The sequence below is a fragment of the Nakamurella sp. PAMC28650 genome, assembly GCF_014303395.1.
Taxonomy (GTDB): Bacteria; Actinomycetota; Actinomycetes; order Mycobacteriales; family Nakamurellaceae; genus Nakamurella.
In genome coordinates this window covers 712,277-729,826 of sequence record NZ_CP060298.1, presented here as the reverse complement: position 1 = coordinate 729,826, position 17,550 = coordinate 712,277, and the positions used below count along the sequence as shown (strand labels likewise).

At 67.9% G+C, this 17,550-nt stretch carries 15 protein-coding genes; 9 read left to right on the top strand and 6 right to left on the bottom strand.

All coding sequences use genetic code 11. From position 1 onward, the window contains the following. Positions 1 to 7: 7 nt before the first annotated feature. The 3 genes from H7F38_RS03290 (at position 8) to H7F38_RS03280 (ending at position 3,218) form a co-directional block, all read left to right on the top strand. Entirely contained in the window at positions 8 to 574 is a 567-nt protein-coding gene (locus H7F38_RS03290; protein WP_187092843.1) for a GAF and ANTAR domain-containing protein, read from the top strand. A 110-nt stretch (positions 575 to 684) separates the two neighbouring features. Then, the gene (locus H7F38_RS03285; RefSeq protein WP_187092842.1) at positions 685 to 2,214 is read left to right on the top strand and encodes an AMP-binding protein; all 1,530 of its coding nucleotides are present in this window, start codon (positions 685 to 687) and stop codon (positions 2,212 to 2,214) included. Between the two features lie 83 nt (positions 2,215 to 2,297). Beyond that, the gene (locus tag H7F38_RS03280) at positions 2,298 to 3,218 is read left to right on the top strand and encodes an NADP-dependent oxidoreductase (protein ID WP_187092841.1); all 921 of its coding nucleotides are present in this window, start codon (positions 2,298 to 2,300) and stop codon (positions 3,216 to 3,218) included. 85 nt (positions 3,219 to 3,303) lie between these two features. Here H7F38_RS03280 and H7F38_RS03275 read toward each other — a convergent pair whose 3' ends face one another. Next, a complete protein-coding gene (locus tag H7F38_RS03275; protein ID WP_187092840.1) occupies positions 3,304 to 3,792 on the bottom strand; it encodes a DinB family protein in 489 nt (162 codons plus the stop codon). Between the two features lie 297 nt (positions 3,793 to 4,089). Between H7F38_RS03275 and H7F38_RS03270 the strand changes: the two genes are divergently transcribed. After that, positions 4,090 to 4,320, top strand: a complete 231-nt coding sequence (locus H7F38_RS03270; protein ID WP_187092839.1) for a hypothetical protein — start codon at positions 4,090 to 4,092, stop codon at positions 4,318 to 4,320. A gap of 35 nt (positions 4,321 to 4,355) precedes the next feature. Here H7F38_RS03270 and H7F38_RS03265 read toward each other — a convergent pair whose 3' ends face one another. The 3 genes from H7F38_RS03265 to H7F38_RS03255 all read right to left on the bottom strand — a co-directional run bounded on the left by H7F38_RS03265 (position 4,356) and on the right by H7F38_RS03255 (position 6,171). Then, positions 4,356 to 4,778: a hypothetical protein gene (locus tag H7F38_RS03265; protein WP_187092838.1), complete on the bottom strand. Its 423-nt coding sequence runs from the start codon at positions 4,776 to 4,778 to the stop codon at positions 4,356 to 4,358. Then, a complete protein-coding gene (locus H7F38_RS03260; RefSeq protein ID WP_187092837.1) occupies positions 4,775 to 5,599 on the bottom strand; it encodes a GPP34 family phosphoprotein in 825 nt (274 codons plus the stop codon). The genes H7F38_RS03265 and H7F38_RS03260 overlap by 4 nt, the downstream gene beginning before the upstream one ends. A 176-nt stretch (positions 5,600 to 5,775) precedes the next feature. Beyond that, on the bottom strand, positions 5,776 to 6,171 hold the full coding sequence (locus H7F38_RS03255) for a hypothetical protein (RefSeq protein WP_187092836.1): 396 nt from the start codon (positions 6,169 to 6,171) through the stop codon (positions 5,776 to 5,778). Between the two features lie 137 nt (positions 6,172 to 6,308). Between H7F38_RS03255 and H7F38_RS03250 the strand changes: the two genes are divergently transcribed. Further along, positions 6,309 to 8,102, top strand: a complete 1,794-nt coding sequence (locus H7F38_RS03250; protein WP_370531289.1) for a DUF222 domain-containing protein — start codon at positions 6,309 to 6,311, stop codon at positions 8,100 to 8,102. Between the two features lie 205 nt (positions 8,103 to 8,307). On the opposite strand, the gene H7F38_RS03245 is transcribed toward H7F38_RS03250, so the two are convergent. After that, positions 8,308 to 9,393: a TerC family protein gene (locus H7F38_RS03245; RefSeq protein WP_187092834.1), complete on the bottom strand. Its 1,086-nt coding sequence runs from the start codon at positions 9,391 to 9,393 to the stop codon at positions 8,308 to 8,310. Positions 9,394 to 9,537: 144 nt separating this feature from the next. Continuing rightward, positions 9,538 to 11,586: an NAD(P)/FAD-dependent oxidoreductase gene (locus H7F38_RS03240; protein WP_255498226.1), complete on the bottom strand. Its 2,049-nt coding sequence runs from the start codon at positions 11,584 to 11,586 to the stop codon at positions 9,538 to 9,540. A gap of 247 nt (positions 11,587 to 11,833) precedes the next feature. On the opposite strand from H7F38_RS03240, the gene H7F38_RS03235 reads away from it, so the two are divergent. The 4 genes from H7F38_RS03235 to H7F38_RS03220 are packed head-to-tail and all read left to right on the top strand — an operon-like array spanning position 11,834 to position 17,524. After that, positions 11,834 to 13,552, top strand: coding sequence for an ABC transporter substrate-binding protein (locus H7F38_RS03235; RefSeq protein ID WP_187092833.1), 1,719 nt, complete (start codon positions 11,834 to 11,836; stop codon positions 13,550 to 13,552). Positions 13,553 to 13,554: 2 nt separating this feature from the next. Beyond that, positions 13,555 to 14,514, top strand: a complete 960-nt coding sequence (locus H7F38_RS03230; protein ID WP_187092832.1) for an ABC transporter permease — start codon at positions 13,555 to 13,557, stop codon at positions 14,512 to 14,514. Then, the gene (locus H7F38_RS03225; protein ID WP_187092831.1) at positions 14,511 to 15,407 is read left to right on the top strand and encodes an ABC transporter permease; all 897 of its coding nucleotides are present in this window, start codon (positions 14,511 to 14,513) and stop codon (positions 15,405 to 15,407) included. Before H7F38_RS03230 ends, H7F38_RS03225 begins: the two co-directional genes overlap by 4 nt. Next, entirely contained in the window at positions 15,407 to 17,524 is a 2,118-nt protein-coding gene (locus H7F38_RS03220) for a dipeptide ABC transporter ATP-binding protein (RefSeq protein ID WP_187092830.1), read from the top strand. The genes H7F38_RS03225 and H7F38_RS03220 overlap by 1 nt, the downstream gene beginning before the upstream one ends. Positions 17,525 to 17,550 lie beyond the last annotated feature (26 nt).

Sequence of the window (17,550 nt, the reverse complement as noted above, 5' to 3'; positions counted from 1 at the left end):
CATCACCATGGCCAACGGCGGGCGGGTGATCACCGTCGCGTCTGCCGACCCGCTGGGAGCGCTCCTGGACGAGCAGCAGTACGAGATCGACGAGGGTCCATGCCTGGAGGCCCTCTACACCGCCCGGATCGTCATGGCGCCCGACATGTCCCGGGAGTCGCGGTGGCACGGATATCCCCGGCAGGCCATGGCGCACGGCGTCTCGGCCGTGTATTCGTCGCCCCTGATCATCCGCGGCGAGGCGCTCGGCGTCCTGAACCTCTACGCCGCGCAGGTGGGCGCCTTCGAGGATCTGGATCGGGTGGAGTTGATCGCCCAGATCGTCACCCTCACCTGCGTGGCGATCACGGCGACGCTGCGCAACTACGGCGATGTGACGCTGGCGGAGCAACTGCAGACGACGATGAGCAGCCGGTCCGTGATCGACCAGGCGATGGGCATCGTGATGGCCACCGAGCACTGCACGGCCGCCGACGCCTTCGCCCTGCTGCGTGGGATCTCCCAGACCCGCAACGTTCGGCTGGCGGACATCGCGAAGGACCTCGTCGCCCGCACGGCCGCCGGCTCACGGTGAGGTCGTGCTGCACCTGGCCCGCACACCCACTGCGGGCCCGGCGGCGATCCGACCGGGGGATACGATAATGGTCCAACAGCTTCGCCCGCAGCGCCGCCGGGAGGCCATTCGTGTTCTACCCCTTGATCATTCGTGACTTCATCGAACGCGCAGACACGGTCTACCCGGACCGGGTCGGGTTGGTGGACGAGCCGGACCAGCCGGCCACCTCCTGGGGCGCCATCACCTACGGCGAAATGGCCAGGCGTGCTCGTCATCAGGCCGCCTGGTTCGACTCGCTCGCCCTGGAACCAGGCAGTCGGATCGCGATGGTCAGCCACAACAGCTCACGCCTGCTGACGTCGTTCTACGGCGTCGCGGGGTACGGCCGGGTCTTCGTGCCGATCAACTTCCGACTGGCGGCGCCCGAAGTCCGTTACATCGTGGGACATTCCGGAGCGGACGTCCTTCTCGTCGACCCGGAGCTGAAGGCCGGTCTGCTGTCCGAGGACGATCCGATCCGGGCCCGCGTCGTCCGCGTGCTCGGCGAGGACGACGCGGAGATCTTCGGCGTCCCGGGCAGCGATGCCGCCCCCGGGCCGTGGGTGCCCGACGAGGCGGCCACCGCCACCATCAACTACACCTCCGGCACCACCGCGCGCCCCAAGGGCGTGCAGCAGACCCATCGGGCGACGTGGCTCAACGCCACGGTCTTCGCCCTGCACGCCGGGTTGACCGACCGGGACGTCTACCTGCACACGCTGCCGATGTTCCACGCCAACGGCTGGGGCATGCCGTTCGGCACCACCGGCCTGGGTATCAAGCAGGTGGTGATCCGCAAGATCGACGGCGCCGAGATCCTGCGTCGGGTGGCCGAATACGGGGTGACGGTGATGTGCGCCGCCCCGGCCGTGCTGAACGCCGTGCTCGACGCCCTGCCGACGTGGGAGGGCGACATCCCCGGGCGGGGAACGGTGCGGGTGATCTGCGCAGGGGCCGCCCCGCCCACCCGCACCATCGAACGAGTACGCGCGGATCTGAATTGGGAGTTCATCCAGATCTACGGGCTGACCGAGACGTCGCCGTTGCTGACGGTCAACCGGATGCGGTCCGAGTGGGAGGTCCTGCCGGCCACCGATCAGGCCCGGTTGCTCGGCCGCGCCGGCGCCCCGGCGCTCGGCGTGCGGATCGACATCTCCGAGGACGGCGAGATCCTGGCACAGTCGAACCACAACCTGGACGCCTACTGGCAGAACCCGGATGCGACGGCAGATGCCCAGCGGGACAACTGGTTCCATACCGGAGATGGCGGCACTTTCGTCGACGGCTACCTGACGATCTCGGACCGCAAGAAGGACGTGATCATCACCGGTGGCGAGAACGTCAGCTCGATCGAGGTCGAGGACGCGGTGATGTCCCACCCCGAGGTGCGGGAGGTGGCCGTCATCGGCATCCCGGACGAGAAGTGGGGTGAGCTGGTCACCGCGCTGGTGGTCCGTGACGAATCCTCGGCCCTGACCGAACGTGACCTGATCGCGCACTGCCGGATCTCGCTGGCCGGGTTCAAGTGCCCCAAGAAGGTGGAGTTCGTGGCTGAACTTCCTCGGACGGCGACCGGGAAACTGCAGAAGTTCAAGCTCCGCGAGCCGTACTGGCGCTGATCGCCGGGAATATCCGGGCCGGTGCGCGCTGCTGGACCTCCAGGGAGACGTTTTCACCTCGACGACCTGAAGGAGTGCCGGCCATGACGAAAGCAGTGCGGTTCGACCAGTACGGCGGGATCGATGTGCTGCAGGTGGTCGAGGTGGAGAAACCCACGGCGGCTCCCGGTGAAGTGATCGTGCAGGTGAAGGCGGCCGGCATCAATCCGGGCGAGGCGACCATCCGGCAAGGTTTTTTCGACGCTGTGGTCCCAGCCACCTTCCCGTCCGGGCAGGGCAGTGACCTCGCCGGCGTGATCAGCGAGATCGGCGACGGTGTCGGTCATTTCGCTGTCGGTGACGAGGTCCTGGGTTGGTCGTGGCGCCGTTCGAGCCAGGCGGAGTACGTGGCCGTCCCGGCGGCCCAGTTGATCCCGAAGCCGGCCGAGCTCTCCTGGTCGGCCGCAGGGTCCCTCTACGTCGTCGGGGTCACCGCGTTCGCCGCCGTGCGCGCCATCGACGCCAAGCCTGGTGAGACCGTGGTGGTCCCGGCCGCCGCGGGCGGTGTCGGGGTGGTCGTCGTGCAATTGCTGCGGTTGAAGGGCGCGCGGGTCCTGGGGATCGCCTCGGAGTCCCACCACTCCTGGTTGAAGTCGCACGGAGTGCTCCCGGTGGCCTACGGCGACGGCCTTGCCGACCGGCTCCGGGCGGCCGCACCGAGCGGGATCGATGCTTTCGTCGATCTTTTCGGGCCGGAGTACCTCGACCTGGCCGTCGAGCTCGGGGTGGCTCGCGACCGCATCGAGACGATCATCTCCTTCGAGGCGGCCCAGAAGTACGGGACGAAGGCGGAGGGCAGTGGCGACGCCACCACCACGGAGGTTCTGGCCGAGATGGCCGGATACGTCGCCACCGGCCGGATCGACCTCCCGATCGCCGCCACCTTCCCGCTCGAGGACGTCCGGCTGGCCTACACCGAACTCGAGAAGCGCCACACCCGTGGGAAGATCGTTCTGATTCCCTGACGGACGGTCTCCCGCCCGTCGGTGCAGGCCGGTTCCCCCGCGGTCCACCGCACCGGTCTCCGACGGTCCCAACAGTGGTGGACGGTCAACGGTGGTACTGCTGTCCATCGATCGCCTCGCGGAGGATGTCCGCATGACCTGCATGTCGGGCGGTCTCCTCGATGAAATGAAGCATCACCCAGCGCACGTTGTTGTCAGGGGCACCGCCCGGGTCGGGAACCGACTGGTAGAGATCGAGGCCGGACCGCAGCACCTTCTCGGTGTGAGCTGCTTCGTCGGCCCACTTGTCCAGGTACTCACGGACCGTCTCGTCCTCACGGAGGGTGAAGTCGTCGGACCGTTCGCTCGGTTCCTCCGGACCTCGAAGGACATCGGTGCGGATCCACGATCGTTCGACGCCCACCAGGTGCTTGAGAATGCCGCCGAGGCTGAGGGTGGTCGACGGGACCGGCCGTGATCGGGCCTGCGCATCGGTGAGACCCGCCAGCGCCGCGCGGACTCCGTGACGTTGCCATTCCAGGAAGCCGAGCAGACCGTCGAGTTCGTCAGGGCGAGGGGGCGCAATATCTGGCATGCGGACAGGCTATTGACGTCCGTTCGACCACCCGGGCCCGGGGCGCCGACAGTTCAGCCGGTGCCGGTGCCGGTGTGTCGGTGCCGGTTGGGGAGCGCGCGAGTCGCTTTCTGCGGGGCCGGATCTCCCTGGGACGGTTGAGCCCCCGTCCCGTTGGTAACCGTCAAGACAGGCCGGGAGTTCGAAGCTCGAACCCCGTGCCGGCGGGCCGGCCTCGGTTCAACAGCGCAGCAGGGGCGCGGCCTGTTCAACGCAGCGATTCCATCGCTGCGAAAAGTATGCGAAGCGGAGCTCGGCATGACCGCCAACCAACATCCTGCGAAGAAGCCACGTCTGACCCGGAGGCTTGGCCTGCTGCTGGCCGGTGGCGCACTGGTCGTCATCGTGGTGGTCGTCACTGTGGTGCTCATCCTGGCGGGTGGCAACCAAACCAGAGACGGATCGGGCCGTGACGGGCAGAGCACGCAGCAGACGATGGTCTCGAATCCGAACGTCAACGGCAGCGGGGCCGGTGGTCCGGTGCGGTGATCCAGGGGATGAGCAGGTGCGGACGGTCGGCGGGCTCAGCCGGCCGTGCGGGTCGTGGCGAGGCCGACCGAACGTCGGAGAAATTCGGCCAGCCCCTTGCAGTCCCGGACGGTGACCGTGAGGTTCGGATGTTTGAGCTGCCCCGTTGGTTCGATACCCGCTACCGGATCGGCGAATTCGATGAACACACCCTGCTGACCGTTGGAGGCGAACGTGATTCCTCGATCGTCGAACGAGAGGTGTGCCGGCCCTGCGGTCTTGAGGAAGTGGTAGGGGCCGGTCAGGCTGGCGTTCAAGATGTTGGACAGCGGCGTTTCGACGAGCCAAGGACCGAACCGGGCGTGCAGGCCGTCCTGATCGATCGTCACGATTGCGTTCTGGTCGGTGACGCCGAACAGCCGGGCGGGCCACCGGTAGCTGCGGTCGAAAGCGAAGCGATATTCCCGGGTGTTCATCATCCTGCTGTCCATGTCCGCTCGATACCCCGATGCTCTGGCGGCGAATCCCGGGCTGCCCGTTTGCAGCGTCTTGCCGATCCTGAGCGACGACGGATCCTGCGATCACGATCTGGGGGTACCCGGGTAAGCCGGATCAAGTCGTGGTGGTGATGACCGGGATCATCGTGGCGACCAGCATGGCCGCCCGGATGTCCTCGACAACCTTCCGGGCGGCCGCCGGGGCCCCATTCGCTGTCCGCCACTTCCTCGGACCGTGCGGTGAGCGCCTTCTTGTCGACGTCCGCACCCGACGGTTCGGTCGGGAAGATCTTGGTCAGCACGTTGGCCGTCAGCAGCAGGGAGATCGTGGCGGAGGTCCGGTCATCCGGCGGTCGGTCCTGGAACAGCGTTCTCCAGATCCGTTCGCGCACCTCATTTTCTGCGCGTGGGTCGCTCTCGTTCCATCGGGTCCGGGGGAGGATGTGCAGAATTCGGCGCCTCTCGACACGGACCTGCCCCATGGCCACCGGACGGTCGAGAACCCGTGCGCGCACACCTTTGCCCAGGGCGCCGATCAGCTTCGAGGGCGACAGGCACTGATGGACGGCCGCCGTGGCCAATGCCTCGTCGAGGAGCGGATCCGTTGTGGGACCGGTCTTTCGGATGAACACTCGCCCCGCCTTCGCGTCCTCCTCCCCACGTGCGATGTCCACGAACGCGCCGAGCGCCAGATCGACCAGGACCGCTCCGGCCAGCATCGGATCGACGGGTGTCACGCCGTCGGTGACAAGTTTGCCCGTGTGGCCGTCGAGCATCAGCAACATCAGTTCATCGGCGGTCAACAGCGGACCAGGGTAGAGAAAAATGGGCCTTGGGTGCAGCGCCGGCCGGGGTTCGGAGATCGCCGAGCGCCTGGGGTGGCCGGGTGGTGCCGCGCGGTAGCGCGTGGGGTGTCGCGCGGGGGCGCGTGGGGTGTCGCGCGGGGGTGCCGCGGCCGCCTGACCTCTGTGGTGAACAGCTACCCGGTACAGATGTTCGGGGAATTGCTGGATTGCTGGGGGGTGTGGGCGGTGGTGGTGCGGGTGGCGGGCGGTGGTTCTGCGGCGGCGGTCGCTGCAGCCGGCCTGCCCGGGGTCGGGTCGTTGGCGGTGTTGGCTGCTGTTGATCCGGCTGCGTTGTCCCCTTCTGATCTGGTCGATGCGGTGATCACCGCTGAACGGTTGTTGGCGTATGTGAATGCGTTGCAGACCCGGTTGTTGGCGGAGTTGGGGCGCCCGCACCGCTGCGGGGATGTCACCGCGTTGGTGGCCGCTCTGGTGGACAAGGCCGGGCAGGGCCGCGGACCGGACGGGCTGGTGGATCCGGTAGTGGTGGCGGAGTTGACCTGCGACCGCAGCATCGGGGTGGCCGCCACGGAGGTGGCGGCGGTGTTGGACTGGTCGCCGGTGACGGCGAAGATCCTGATCGGGCAGTCGATGCGGCTGGAAACGGCGCTGCCCCGGGACGTTGGATGCGTTGTGGGCGGGGCGGGTGGATGTGGGGCGGGTCCGGATGATCGTGGACCGGACCGCGGTGCTGTCGCCGCAGGTGTGCCGCCAGGTGGAGCGGCGGATTTTGCGGTGTGTGAAGGGCCGGTCCAAGGCGCGGTTGGAGACGATCGTGGACCGGGAGGTGATCCTGGCCGACCCGGCGGCGGCGGAGTACCGGCGGGTCAAAGCGGTGGCCGACCGGGGTGTGACGCACCGGCGGGATCCGGACGGGATGGGGATCATCAACGCCCTGTTGCCGGCGGAGGCGGCGGTGATGGTGTTCACGTTGATCGATCTGATCGCCGATGCGAACAAGGGACTTGATGCCCGGAGCGTGGATCAGCGTCGCGCTGATGCGGTCGCCGACATCGCCCGGGAGTTGTTGACGTTCGGGTTCGTGGATCTGCACGGCCTGATCGCCCGCGCCGAACACGCCACCGCTGAGCCCGCCGGTCCCGCCGGTCCCGCCGGTCCGGCTGAGCCCGCACCGGCTGAACGGACCGACCCGGCGCACGCTGATCCCCGCGACCCGGACGACGCCGGTCCCCGCGACGGGGCCGCCGCGGGCGGTGCGCCCCGCGACGGAGCCCCCGGCGGTGCGGAAAACGGCGCCGCGGCCGAGAATGGCACGCGCCCGGTCGGGTCTGTCTCCGGCGGGGTGGATCTCGCTGATCGGGCGGGGCGGTGGGCGCGGGCGTTGTCACGGCACGGCCGCCGGCCGCACCTGAATGTGACGGGGGCGTGGTCGACGGTGATCGGGTGGGATGATCTGCCCGGGCAGCTGGATGGGCATGGGGTGATCACCGCGCAGCTGCTGCGCCAGATCGCCGTGTCGTGGGGGACGTTGACCGCCGTCGGGGTGGATCCGGTGACCGGGACGGCCACTGCGGTCGGGGCGTTGACCTATCGGCCCGGGCAGCAACTGTGCGATCAGGTGGTGGTGTTGTCCGGGACGTGCCGGATGGCCGGGTGTGCGATGCCGGCGTGGAAGTGCGACATCGACCACCTGGACCCGTTCGACCACCAGGATCCCACCCGAGGTGGGAAGACGTTGTTGTGCAACAGTATTTCGTTGTGCACGTGGCATCATCTGTTGAAGCACCACACGGATTGGACGCCGCAGCTGCAACCGGACCTGTCGATCCGGTGGACCACCAACACCGGCCACCACGCCATCTCCCATCCGCGGGAGTTCACCCTGCCCGGGGAGTGGCTCCGACCAGCCGCCACCACCGCCCAGGTCGCGACCGATCAGGTCGCGACCGATCAGAGACCCACCGCCGAAACGAATATCACCGACCCTGGGGAGAAGACTGCCCCGGGCCGGGCAACAGGCCCGGCGGACACCGAACCGGACGAGACGAGGGTGATCATCGGCCCGACCGTCTTCGGACCGACGATCCCGGTGGTCCCGGCCGGCGTCGACTGGATCGAGCCGAACACCGAACTGGAGGACCCCGTCACCATCCCGCACCCCGGCAGCGTCGAGATCACCACCTACCGGATCCTGCGCCGACAGGCCCGGGAACATTCCCTGCGCAGGCTGGCCACCCTGCGCACCGCGCTGGACCCCGTCGAGCAACGCAAACGGGACTTCATCGCCGGCAGACAGTTCGACACCGACGGCCACCAATTCGACCCGGCCGACTTCGACGCCGCCACCCGCGAAAAAGCCGACCTCACCGAAACCTTCCAGATCGCCGCCCTACTCGAACGATCCCGACGACCCACAAAAGTAGTGCAGGAGTCAGGGCCGGTCAGGGGCGACGACCGACCCGTCGATGCTTCGCCGGACAGCGGCGACGCTCCCTTCTGACTCAGGAACTTGGAGTCAGTGCGTTGCAGGACTCCCGAACAGCAAAGCCGCGTCACCCCTGGACCTCCAGAAGTGACGCGGCTGATGCCTTGCTGACCTGCGTGACGCTACCGAGCGACGTGCCACTGCTGAGCGACCTGCCACTGCTGAATGGTTTGGCAGTGCTGAGCTATTGGGCGCCGGCTGAACTATTCAACCGACCAGATCAGCCTGCGCGTGTTCCATCCGAATGAGTCACCAGATCGGCCCGCTTCACCAGATCCGGACCCTCCGAAAGTTCGGGCAGCCCGTCCGGACCCGCCGGGTGGGCCGGCTCCGACAGATCCGCACCCTCGAGGGCGTCCCCTTCCGAGTCCTCCTCGGGCAGCGGGAACTTGAGCGAGGCGACGATCGAGATGGTCAGAGCCACGATGATGACGGCGAGCGACACCAGGGACGGGATCTCCGGGATGGAGTTGGAGATGACCTTGTGCCCGGCCTGCAGGAAGAGCTTCACACCGATGAAGGCGAGGATGAACGAGAGTCCCTTGCCGAGGTGGTGGAACTTCTTGAGCATGCCGGCCAGCAGGAAGTACAGGGCCCGCAGCCCAAGGATGGCAAAGGCGTTGCTGGAGTAAATGATGAAGGTGTTGTCACTGACGGCGAGCACAGCGGGGACGCTGTCGACGGCGAACACCAGGTCAGCTGCCTCGATGGCCACGACGACCGCGAGAAGTGGTGTGGCAATTCGCTTTCCGGCCTCCTTGAAGAAGAATTTGGTGCCGCGGTACTCGTCGGACACCGGGACGACCTTGCGCAGCAGGCGAACGGCGACGCTCTTGCCCGGGTCCATCGAATCGTCGTCGTCCTTGAGCAGCTTGATCGCGCTGTAGATCAGGATGGCGCCGAACACGAACAGGATGGCGGTGAACTGGTTGACGATGGCGACGCCCGCCGCCAAGAAGATGCCGCGGAACAGCAGCGCGCCGATGACGCCGTAGAACAGCACTCGGTGCTGGTACTCGCGGGGAACCTTGAAGTAGCCGAAGATCAACGCGAAGACGAAGAGATTGTCGACGCTGAGCGACTTCTCGAGCAACCAGGCCGTGGTGAACTCGACTGCGGAGCCGCTGCCCATGGTGGCCCAGATGACGCCGGCGAACACCAGCGACAGGCCCACCCACACGGCACTCCAGATCGCGGCTTCCTTGAACTTGATGACGTGCGCCCCGCGATGGGCGAGCAGGTCGATGGTCAGCATGGTCAGGACCACGGCGCCGAATGCGGCCCAGGCCCAGAAGGGGACGGTCACGTTGTACTCCCGGATGGCTAGGTGTTGCTTGCTTCGATATCCCTAGCTTGCCTGCGCTCTCCCTGCGGAGCTACGGCAGAGTTGCACCGTCAACTACCCATTGGGTTGCCGACATTCGGCAGTCGAGTCGGGAGCGATGATCGATCAGATCGCCAGGCAGAGACGGTAGGCGTCCAGCACCGCAGCGTGGACATTCCGGCTGGACACGGCGTCGCCGATCCGGAACAGCTGGTAGGTGCCGGCCGGATGGGGCGTCATCTGCTGCGGTGATGTGGCCAGCAGCGCCTGGTGGTCGACGGCCCCCAGATTGCTGGAGCCGGGCACCAGTGACCGATACAGCTCGTCGTTCGGCAGGGTGCCGTGCTCGACGACCACCTGGTCGACGGTCAGCTCGGTCTCGAATCCGCCGTACTCGCTGTACAGACCGGCGACCAGGCGCCCACCAGTGCCCCGTCGGACCGAACGAAGCTGTTGCAGCAGAGTAGTTCTGGCCCCAGCCCGAGCCAGGATCCCGAAGTACCGCGGATAGTTCACCCCACCGACGTCCATGGCCAGCGTGCGCTCGGGCGTGACGATGTGCAGCCGCGCTCCCGCCTCGGCGATGGTCGCCGCCGCGTCCATGGCGCTGTGCCCGCCGTGGTCGTCGTAGAGCAGCACGTCGCCGGCCGGCGGCACCGAGCCGGCGAGCACGTCCCAGGTGTCCAGGACCAGATCCGATCCCGACTCGAGGAAACCCGTGTTGGGCAGACCGCCGGTCGCGACCACGACGACATCCGGTGCCTCGGCCATCACCGCTGCGACGTCCGCGTAGGTGTTGTAGCGGATCCGGACGTCGCACCGTGCAGATTCGGTCAGGCGCCAGCCGATGATCCCGAGCAGGTCCCTGCGTGCGGCAGAACGGGCGGCCAGCAGCAACTGACCGCCGGCCTCCGGGGCCGCCTCCATCACGACCACCCGATGTCCACGTTCGCCGAGCACCCGCGCTGCTTCCAGGCCGGCCGCGCCGGCGCCGATCACCACGACCTTCCGGCTCGGCCCGGTGGAAGGCGGCACATGATGCGGTAGCAGCAGTTCGCGACCGGTGGCGGCATTGTGGATGCACTTGGTGTCGCTGGCCTGGTAGATCGCGTCCAGGCAGTAACCGGCGCCGACGCACGGCCGGATCCGGTCCTCCTGCCCGGCGGCGATCTTGGCCACCAGGTAGGGATCGGCGATCTGGGCCCTGGTCATCCCGACCAGATCGAGCAGTCCGTCCCGGATGGCATGGCGGGCGGTGGCGACATCGGCGATCCGGGACGCGTGCATCACCGGTACCCCGAGCTCCTTCTTCACCCAGCCGGCGAACTCCAGGTGCGGCGCCGACGGCGTGCCCATCGGGGGGATCACCCGGGCCAGCCCGGCGTCGGTGTCGATGTGGCCGCGGATGACGCTGATGAAGTCGACGCCCTCGGCGACCAGGCTGCGCGCCGCCGCGATGCCGGAGTCGGCGTCGATGCCGCCGGACATGTCCTCGTCGATCACGAGGCGCATGCCGATCGGGAAGACCGGCCCGACCGCATCCCGGATGGCCCGCACCACCGCCAGTGCCAGCCGTAGCCTGGCCTCCGGCGAGCCACCCCAACCGTCGGTGCGCCGATTGGTGGCGGGGGACAGGAATCCGTCCAGCAGGTGCCCGTAGGCCTCGAGTTCGATGCCGTCCAGGCCGCCCGCGACCGCGCGCTCGGCAGCACTGGCGTAGTCCGCGACCACCCGGTCCAGGTCCCACTCCTCGGCCTGCTTGGGGAACGCCCGGTGCGCCGGTTCCCGGAGCGGGGACGGGGCAATGACGGGCAACCAGTCGCCGGCGTAGTTGCTCGTGCGCCGACCGAGGTGGGTGATCTGGCACATCACCGCTGCCCCCTGCTCGTGCACCTGCTCGGTGAGCTGCGCGAGCCACGGGACGATCTCGTCCTTGTACATCAGCAGGTTCCCGAAGGCCGGCGGGCTGTCCGGCGACACGACCGCGGAGCCGCCGATCATGGTGAGTGCCACCCCGCCCTTCGCCTTCTCGACGTGATAGGCCGCATAGCGCTCCTTGGGCATGCCGTCCTGCGAGAAAGCCGGCTCGTGCGAGGTGCTCACCACCCGGTTGCGCAGCGTCAGCGGGCCGAGCTGGAAGGGCTCGAGCAGAGGATCGGTGAGCAGCGATGACATCGGTTGACTCGTCTCTCGTCGAACGTCACTCATGGGGGGCCGCCCCTGAACTGCGGGGCGTGCGGCGATTTACCTGCCGGAAACAGGACATTGATCTTCCCGTATCGCACGGTTGTACGGTTTAATCGTACGGTTGTCAGAGTATCGCGCAGAGCCGCCGGGAGTCGAGACCCAGTGGTCCCAGGATCCAGTCGCCCCAAGACCCAGACCTTCCCAGAATCCAGCCACCAGCCGAGAGGTCCTTTAAATGGATGCCACGCCCAGCAATGCCCCCGAACCGGCGCCGAGCGTAGGTCCTGAATCATTCCGGAGCGCGATACCGGCTCTGCCGCAGGGGATCTCGCGGCGCTCGATGCTCTTCGGAGGGGCCGGCCTTGTGGTGGCCCCGTGGATCCTCGCGGCCTGCGGGAGCAGTTCGTCGACGGCTTCCAGTGCTACTTCGAGCGCTTCGTCGGGAGCTGCGGGAGGCGCCACCACGAGTGCGGCCGCCGGTGCCCCCGGCAGTACGGCGGTCACCAGCGGCGCGTCCGGCGCGGCGAAGTCCGGCGGCACCCTGCGCATCGCACGCCCGCCGGCCTCGACGGTCGAAACCCTCGACCCGGCCAGCTCGCTCTCGGCCTACGAGTACCTGGGAGCGCTCTACAGCCGTCTCGTCAAGCAGGATGCGTCCGGTGGCGTCGCGCCGGATCTCGCGGTCAGCTGGTCGGTCTCGCCCGATCAGATGACGTGGACGTTCGTCCTCCGCGAGGGTGTGACGTTCCACAACGGCAAGGCCTTCACCTCGGCCGACGCCGTCTACACCCTGCAGCACATCCTGGACCCGAAGACGAAGTCACCCCAGGCCGGCGTGCTGTCCCCGTTCCTGGACAGCTCCGGAATCACCGCCAAGGACGCCAAAACCCTAATGGTGAAACTGAAGTCGCCGAATGCTGAATTCGTCAGCCTGTTGATGAACTACAACTGCTACGTGATCCCCGCTGGATCGGCGGCGACCATCGGTGCCTCCGGAATCGGCACCGGGCCGTTCAGCCTCGTCTCGTTCAAGGCCGCCGGCAAGGGCACCGTGAAGGCCAACCCGAACTACTTCGGCGGGGCGCCGAAGGTGGACAGCATCGAATTCACCGCCATCGCCGACGTGCAGGCCAGGGTCAACGCACTGCTGGCGCAGCAGGTCGACCTCGTGGCCCAGACGAACCTGGACTTCGCGACGGCGAAGACGGTGACCGCCTCCAGCACGGCGACCACGGCGACCGTCAAGAACGCGGCCTGGTACGTCATGCCGATGCTATACAACGCAAAGCCTTTTACCGATCTGAAGGTCCGCCAGGCGTTCAAGATGGCCTACGACCCGCAGGAGGTCATCGATCTGTCGATCCACGGGCTGGGTACCGTCGCCCACAACAACCCGGTCCCGCCGACCGACCCGAACTACCTGAACTACTCGGTTCCCCACGATCCGGACAAGGCGAAGTCGCTGCTCGCATCGGCCGGGTTCTCCGGTGGTCAGCAGATCTACACCTCCAGCTACGAGCCGGTGATGTCGATCCTGGCGCAGGCCTACCAGAGTTCGGTGAAGAGCTCGGGGCTGGACATCAGCATCCAGACCGCCTCGGCCGACTCCTACTACACCGATGTCTGGATCAAGAAGCCGTTCTGCGTTTCCTACTGGTACACCGGGCGTCCGGTCGACCAGCTGCTGAACCAGATCTTCCGCACCGGTTCCTCCTACAACGAGTCTCTCTGGGCCGACACCTCTTTCGACAAGATCCTGGACAGCGCCCGCAAGGAGGCCGATGCGGCCAAGCGCAAGCAGTACTACCAGGACGCCCAGAAGATCCTTGTCGATTCCAGCGCTTCGATCGTGCCCTTCTTCGCCGATCGCATCATCGGTCTGTCGAAGAAGGTGGTGAACTACAAGGAGTTCGGCTTCGAGTTCGACTACGTCAACATCGGGTTCGGCGCATAGGCATGCTCGGAAAGCTGATGGCCCGGCGGCTGGCCCTCGCGCTGCTGACGATCGTGCTGGCCACCGTGCTCGTCTTCGTTGCGCTGCAGGCGCTGCCGGGCAATCTGGCCACCCAGATCCTGGGCAAGGACGCCCCTCCGGACGCGGTCGCCCAGCTGACCGCGCAGCTGCACCTGGACCGCCCCGGCTGGCTGCGGTACCTGACCTGGCTGGGCGGCGCAGTGCACGGCGACTTCGGTACCTCGCTGGCCACCCAGCAACGGGTGGTGAGCCTGGCCGGGGACTACCTCCGCAACACCGCGGTACTGGCCGGGATCACCATCGTCGTGGGGATCACGCTCGCTGTGATCCTCGGTGTGGTGGCCGGTCTCACGCGTGACCGGCTGCCGGACGTGCTGATCTCGGGTCTCTCGCTGATCGCGATGAGCGTCCCGGAGTTCACCCTGGCCACCCTGCTCGTGCTGGTGTGCGCCGTGAAACTGGCGTGGTTCCCGGCCGTCGTGACGGACGGGCCCGATGCCTCGCTCGGCACCATCCTGCACAACGTGCCGCTGCCGGCCGCCGCTCTGTCGATCGTCATGGCGGCGTACATCGTGCGGATGATGCGGACGAGTGTCATCGACGTGATGGCCAGTGAATACGTCGCGATGGCCACGCTCCGCGGCCTGCCCCGGCGGCGCGTGCTGCTGCACCATGCGCTGCCCAACGCCCTGCTGCCGGCGCTGAACGTCATTGCGATCAACATCGCCTGGCTGGTCGGCGGCGTGGTGGTGGTCGAGGCCGTCTTCAACTATCCCGGCATCGGGACCCTGATGCTCACGGCGGTGCACAATCGAGATGTGCCGGTGCTGCAGTACATCGCCGTCATCGGCGCGCTGGTCTACGTGGTGTCCAACCTGCTGGCCGACCTGGCGGCCACCGCGCTGAATCCGCGGTTGCGCACCCCGGCGCGTGCGTCATGAGCGAGATCGTCTCCGGTGCACCAGTCGATACCGCCAAGGACGAAAAACCCAGCGGCAACGGTACGTTTCGGTCTCTGCTGGGGTCCCCGGTCGCGATGACGGGCGTCGTCCTGGTCCTGCTGCACGTGGTGATGGCGGTCGCCGCGCCGTGGTTGGCACCGTACTCGCCGATCGCGACCAGTCCACTGGATGCCATCGTCAACCCATCGTCCGCGCACTGGCTCGGCACGGACCAGCTCGGCCGGGATGTGCTGTCCCGGGTCATCTACGGCGGCCGCAACGCGATGTTGATCAGTGTGGTCGCAGCGATGCTGTCGGTGGGGATCGGAACGGCACTCGGCTGCGCCGCCGCCTATTTCCGCGGCTGGTTCGACGAGATCCTGATGCGCGTCCTGGACGCCGTACTCTCGGTGCCGGCAATTCTCGCACTGCTGGTGGTGGTCTCGGTCCTCGGAGCCGGGGCACCGGTGATCGTGCTGGCCGCCACCGTCGTCTACTGCCCGGCGGTGATCAGGGTGATCAGAGCCGGTGCGCAGTCGGTGGTCGGTCTGGACTACGTGACCGCTGCGCGGGCCAGGGGCGAGAACCCCTGGGCCACCATGGTGCGGGAGATCCTGCCCAATGTGCTGGACGTCGTCCTGGTCGAGTTCGCGATGCGGGCGTCCTGGATCGTGTTGCTGGTCAGTTCGCTGTCGTTCCTGGGTTTCGGGGCGAATCCGCCGACGCCGGACTGGGGGCTGATGGTCTCCGAGAGCCGTAGCCTTCTCACCGTCACCCCCTGGGCGGCGGTCGGGCCGATCATCGCCCTGGCCACCCTGATCGTCGGGCTCAACCTGGCCGCCGACGGTTTGGCCAAGGCCCGCGGCATCGACCGCATCACCGGTGGTGCCTGATGGATCTGACGACAACAACCAAAGTGGAGAAGGTGTCGGATGCCGAGATCGAGGTACCGGTCGCCCTCGTCGAGAAGCTGACCGTCTCCTACCGCTCCGGGAAGAAATTGATCCCGGTGCTGGCCGACCTGGACCTGACCGTCGCACCGGGCGAGACCGTGGCGGTGGTGGGCGAATCCGGTTGCGGGAAGTCCACCCTGGCCGGCGCCCTGGTCGGCCACCTGCGCGCCGGATCAGGGATCGCGCAGGGCCGGGTGCTGATCGGCGGGCACGACCTTTTCCGCAGTTCGAGTGCCGAGCTCCGCCGGATCCGCAGCGGCACCGTCGCTTTCGTCCCGCAGAACGCCGGGCACGCGCTGACGCCGTCGATGCGGGTCGGCGACCAGATCGGCGAGGTCCTCCGGTTCGGCCGCGGAATGGACCGGGCGGCCGCGCGGGCCGAGGCCACCCGGTTGTTCGGGTTGGTCCGCCTCCCGCAACCCGAACAGCTGCTGTCCCGCTACCCGCATCAGCTCTCGGGGGGCCAACTGCAGCGGGTGGCCATCGCGATCGGCATCGCCGGCGCCCCGCGGCTCCTGGTGATGGACGAGCCGACCACCGGCCTGGACGTCGTCACCCAGGCCGGCATCCTGGCCCTGCTGGCCGACCTGCGCTCCACGCTGGATCTGGCGATCGTCCTGATCAGCCATGACCTCGGTGCGGTCGCCCGGCTCTGCGACCGGATGCTGGTGATGTACTCGGGCCGGGTCGTCGAGGCCGGCCCGACGGCCGAACTGTTTGCCGCGCCGGCTCATCCGTACACCCGCGGCCTGTTGGCGAGTGTTCCGCGGATCACCGCCCCCGGTCTGCCGGTGGGGATGACGGGTGGCTCGCCACTCGGTCCCGGCGCCCTCCCCGGCTGCGCGTTCGCCCCGCGCTGCGGCTTTGCGCAGGACGCCTGCACTCACGATCCGGTGCCGGAACCGACCAGGCGCCCCACCCTCACCGACGGGCGGGTCTCGGCCTGTCTGCGCACCGAACACGTTCTTGCGCAACCGGTCTGGACCGCCCAGGTCCGTCCGCGGGCGAAGCGGGAGATCGGCCCCGTTCTACTGAGCGTCACCGGGCTCCAGGTGGACTACCGGTCCAAGCCGGATCCCTCCAGCGGACCGACCGTCGACGGCATCGACCTCGAGGTACGCCAGGGCGAGGTGGTGGCCCTCGTCGGGGAGAGCGGCAGCGGGAAGTCCACCATCGCCTGGACTCTCGCCGGCCTCCGCCGGTCGACGGCCGGTGAGCTCACCCTGCATCCGCGCGATCCCGAGAAGGTCGGCAGAGCGGCGGATCTGACCCTCCCGGCCGCGAAGCGTGCTCCCCGGTGGCGGCGGCAGATCCAGTTGGTGTTCCAGAACGCCGACACCTCGCTGAATCCGCGGCGGACGGTGGGTGACGCGGTCGCCCGGCCGCTGCGGTTGCTCGGCCTGCGGGGCAAGCAGGCCACAGTCCGGCGGGACGAGGTGTTCGCCGACGTCGGTCTGCCGATCTCCTTCGCCGACCGGCTGCCGGCCCAGCTGTCCGGCGGGCAGCGTCAACGGGCCGGTATCGCCAGAGCGCTGGCGGCCGACCCGGCGTTGCTGCTGGCCGACGAAGTCGTCTCCGCGCTGGACGTCTCGGTGCAGGCGTCGGTCCTGGGATTGCTGGACGACCTGCGCGCCGAACACCGGTTGGGGTACCTGTTCATCGGTCACGACCTCGCGGTGGTGCGGGGCCTGGCCGATCGGGTGGTGGTCCTCTACCTCGGGCGGATCTGCGAGGAGGGCACGGTCGAAGACGTCTTCGGCGCGCACGGAGCCGGCGGGGTGAACCATCCGTACACCAGGTTGCTGCTGGATTCGGTGACGGATCCGATGCCGGGATCGACCGGACGGATCACGCCGCCCCGCACCAGGTCCGACGAACCGGAGTCGGCCCCGCCACCAGCCGGCTGCCCGTTCTACCGCCGCTGCGAGCAGCGGATCGAGGGGACCTGCAGCACCCAGGCGCCCCCCGTCCGTCAGCCCGCCGACGGCCACCGGATCCGTTGTCACCTCCCGCTCGTCGAGCTGGACGATGCTGACGATCCGATCGGTGTCCGGTGACGGCGATCCTCCGAACCTCCGACCGA

Coding starts and splice junctions, on each gene's coding strand:
- H7F38_RS03290 (WP_187092843.1), top strand. CDS start 8: ATGGCCAACGGCGGGCGGGTGATCACCGTCGCGTCTGCCGACCCGCTG.
- H7F38_RS03280 (WP_187092841.1), top strand. CDS start 2,298: ATGACGAAAGCAGTGCGGTTCGACCAGTACGGCGGGATCGATGTGCTG.
- H7F38_RS03275 (WP_187092840.1), bottom strand. CDS start 3,792: ATGCCAGATATTGCGCCCCCTCGCCCTGACGAACTCGACGGTCTGCTC.
- H7F38_RS03270 (WP_187092839.1), top strand. CDS start 4,090: ATGACCGCCAACCAACATCCTGCGAAGAAGCCACGTCTGACCCGGAGG.
- H7F38_RS03265 (WP_187092838.1), bottom strand. CDS start 4,778: ATGATGAACACCCGGGAATATCGCTTCGCTTTCGACCGCAGCTACCGG.
- H7F38_RS03250 (WP_370531289.1), top strand. CDS start 6,309: ATGATCGTGGACCGGACCGCGGTGCTGTCGCCGCAGGTGTGCCGCCAG.
- H7F38_RS03240 (WP_255498226.1), bottom strand. CDS start 11,586: ATGTCATCGCTGCTCACCGATCCTCTGCTCGAGCCCTTCCAGCTCGGC.
- H7F38_RS03235 (WP_187092833.1), top strand. CDS start 11,834: ATGGATGCCACGCCCAGCAATGCCCCCGAACCGGCGCCGAGCGTAGGT.
- H7F38_RS03230 (WP_187092832.1), top strand. CDS start 13,555: ATGCTCGGAAAGCTGATGGCCCGGCGGCTGGCCCTCGCGCTGCTGACG.
- H7F38_RS03225 (WP_187092831.1), top strand. CDS start 14,511: ATGAGCGAGATCGTCTCCGGTGCACCAGTCGATACCGCCAAGGACGAA.
- H7F38_RS03220 (WP_187092830.1), top strand. CDS start 15,407: ATGGATCTGACGACAACAACCAAAGTGGAGAAGGTGTCGGATGCCGAG.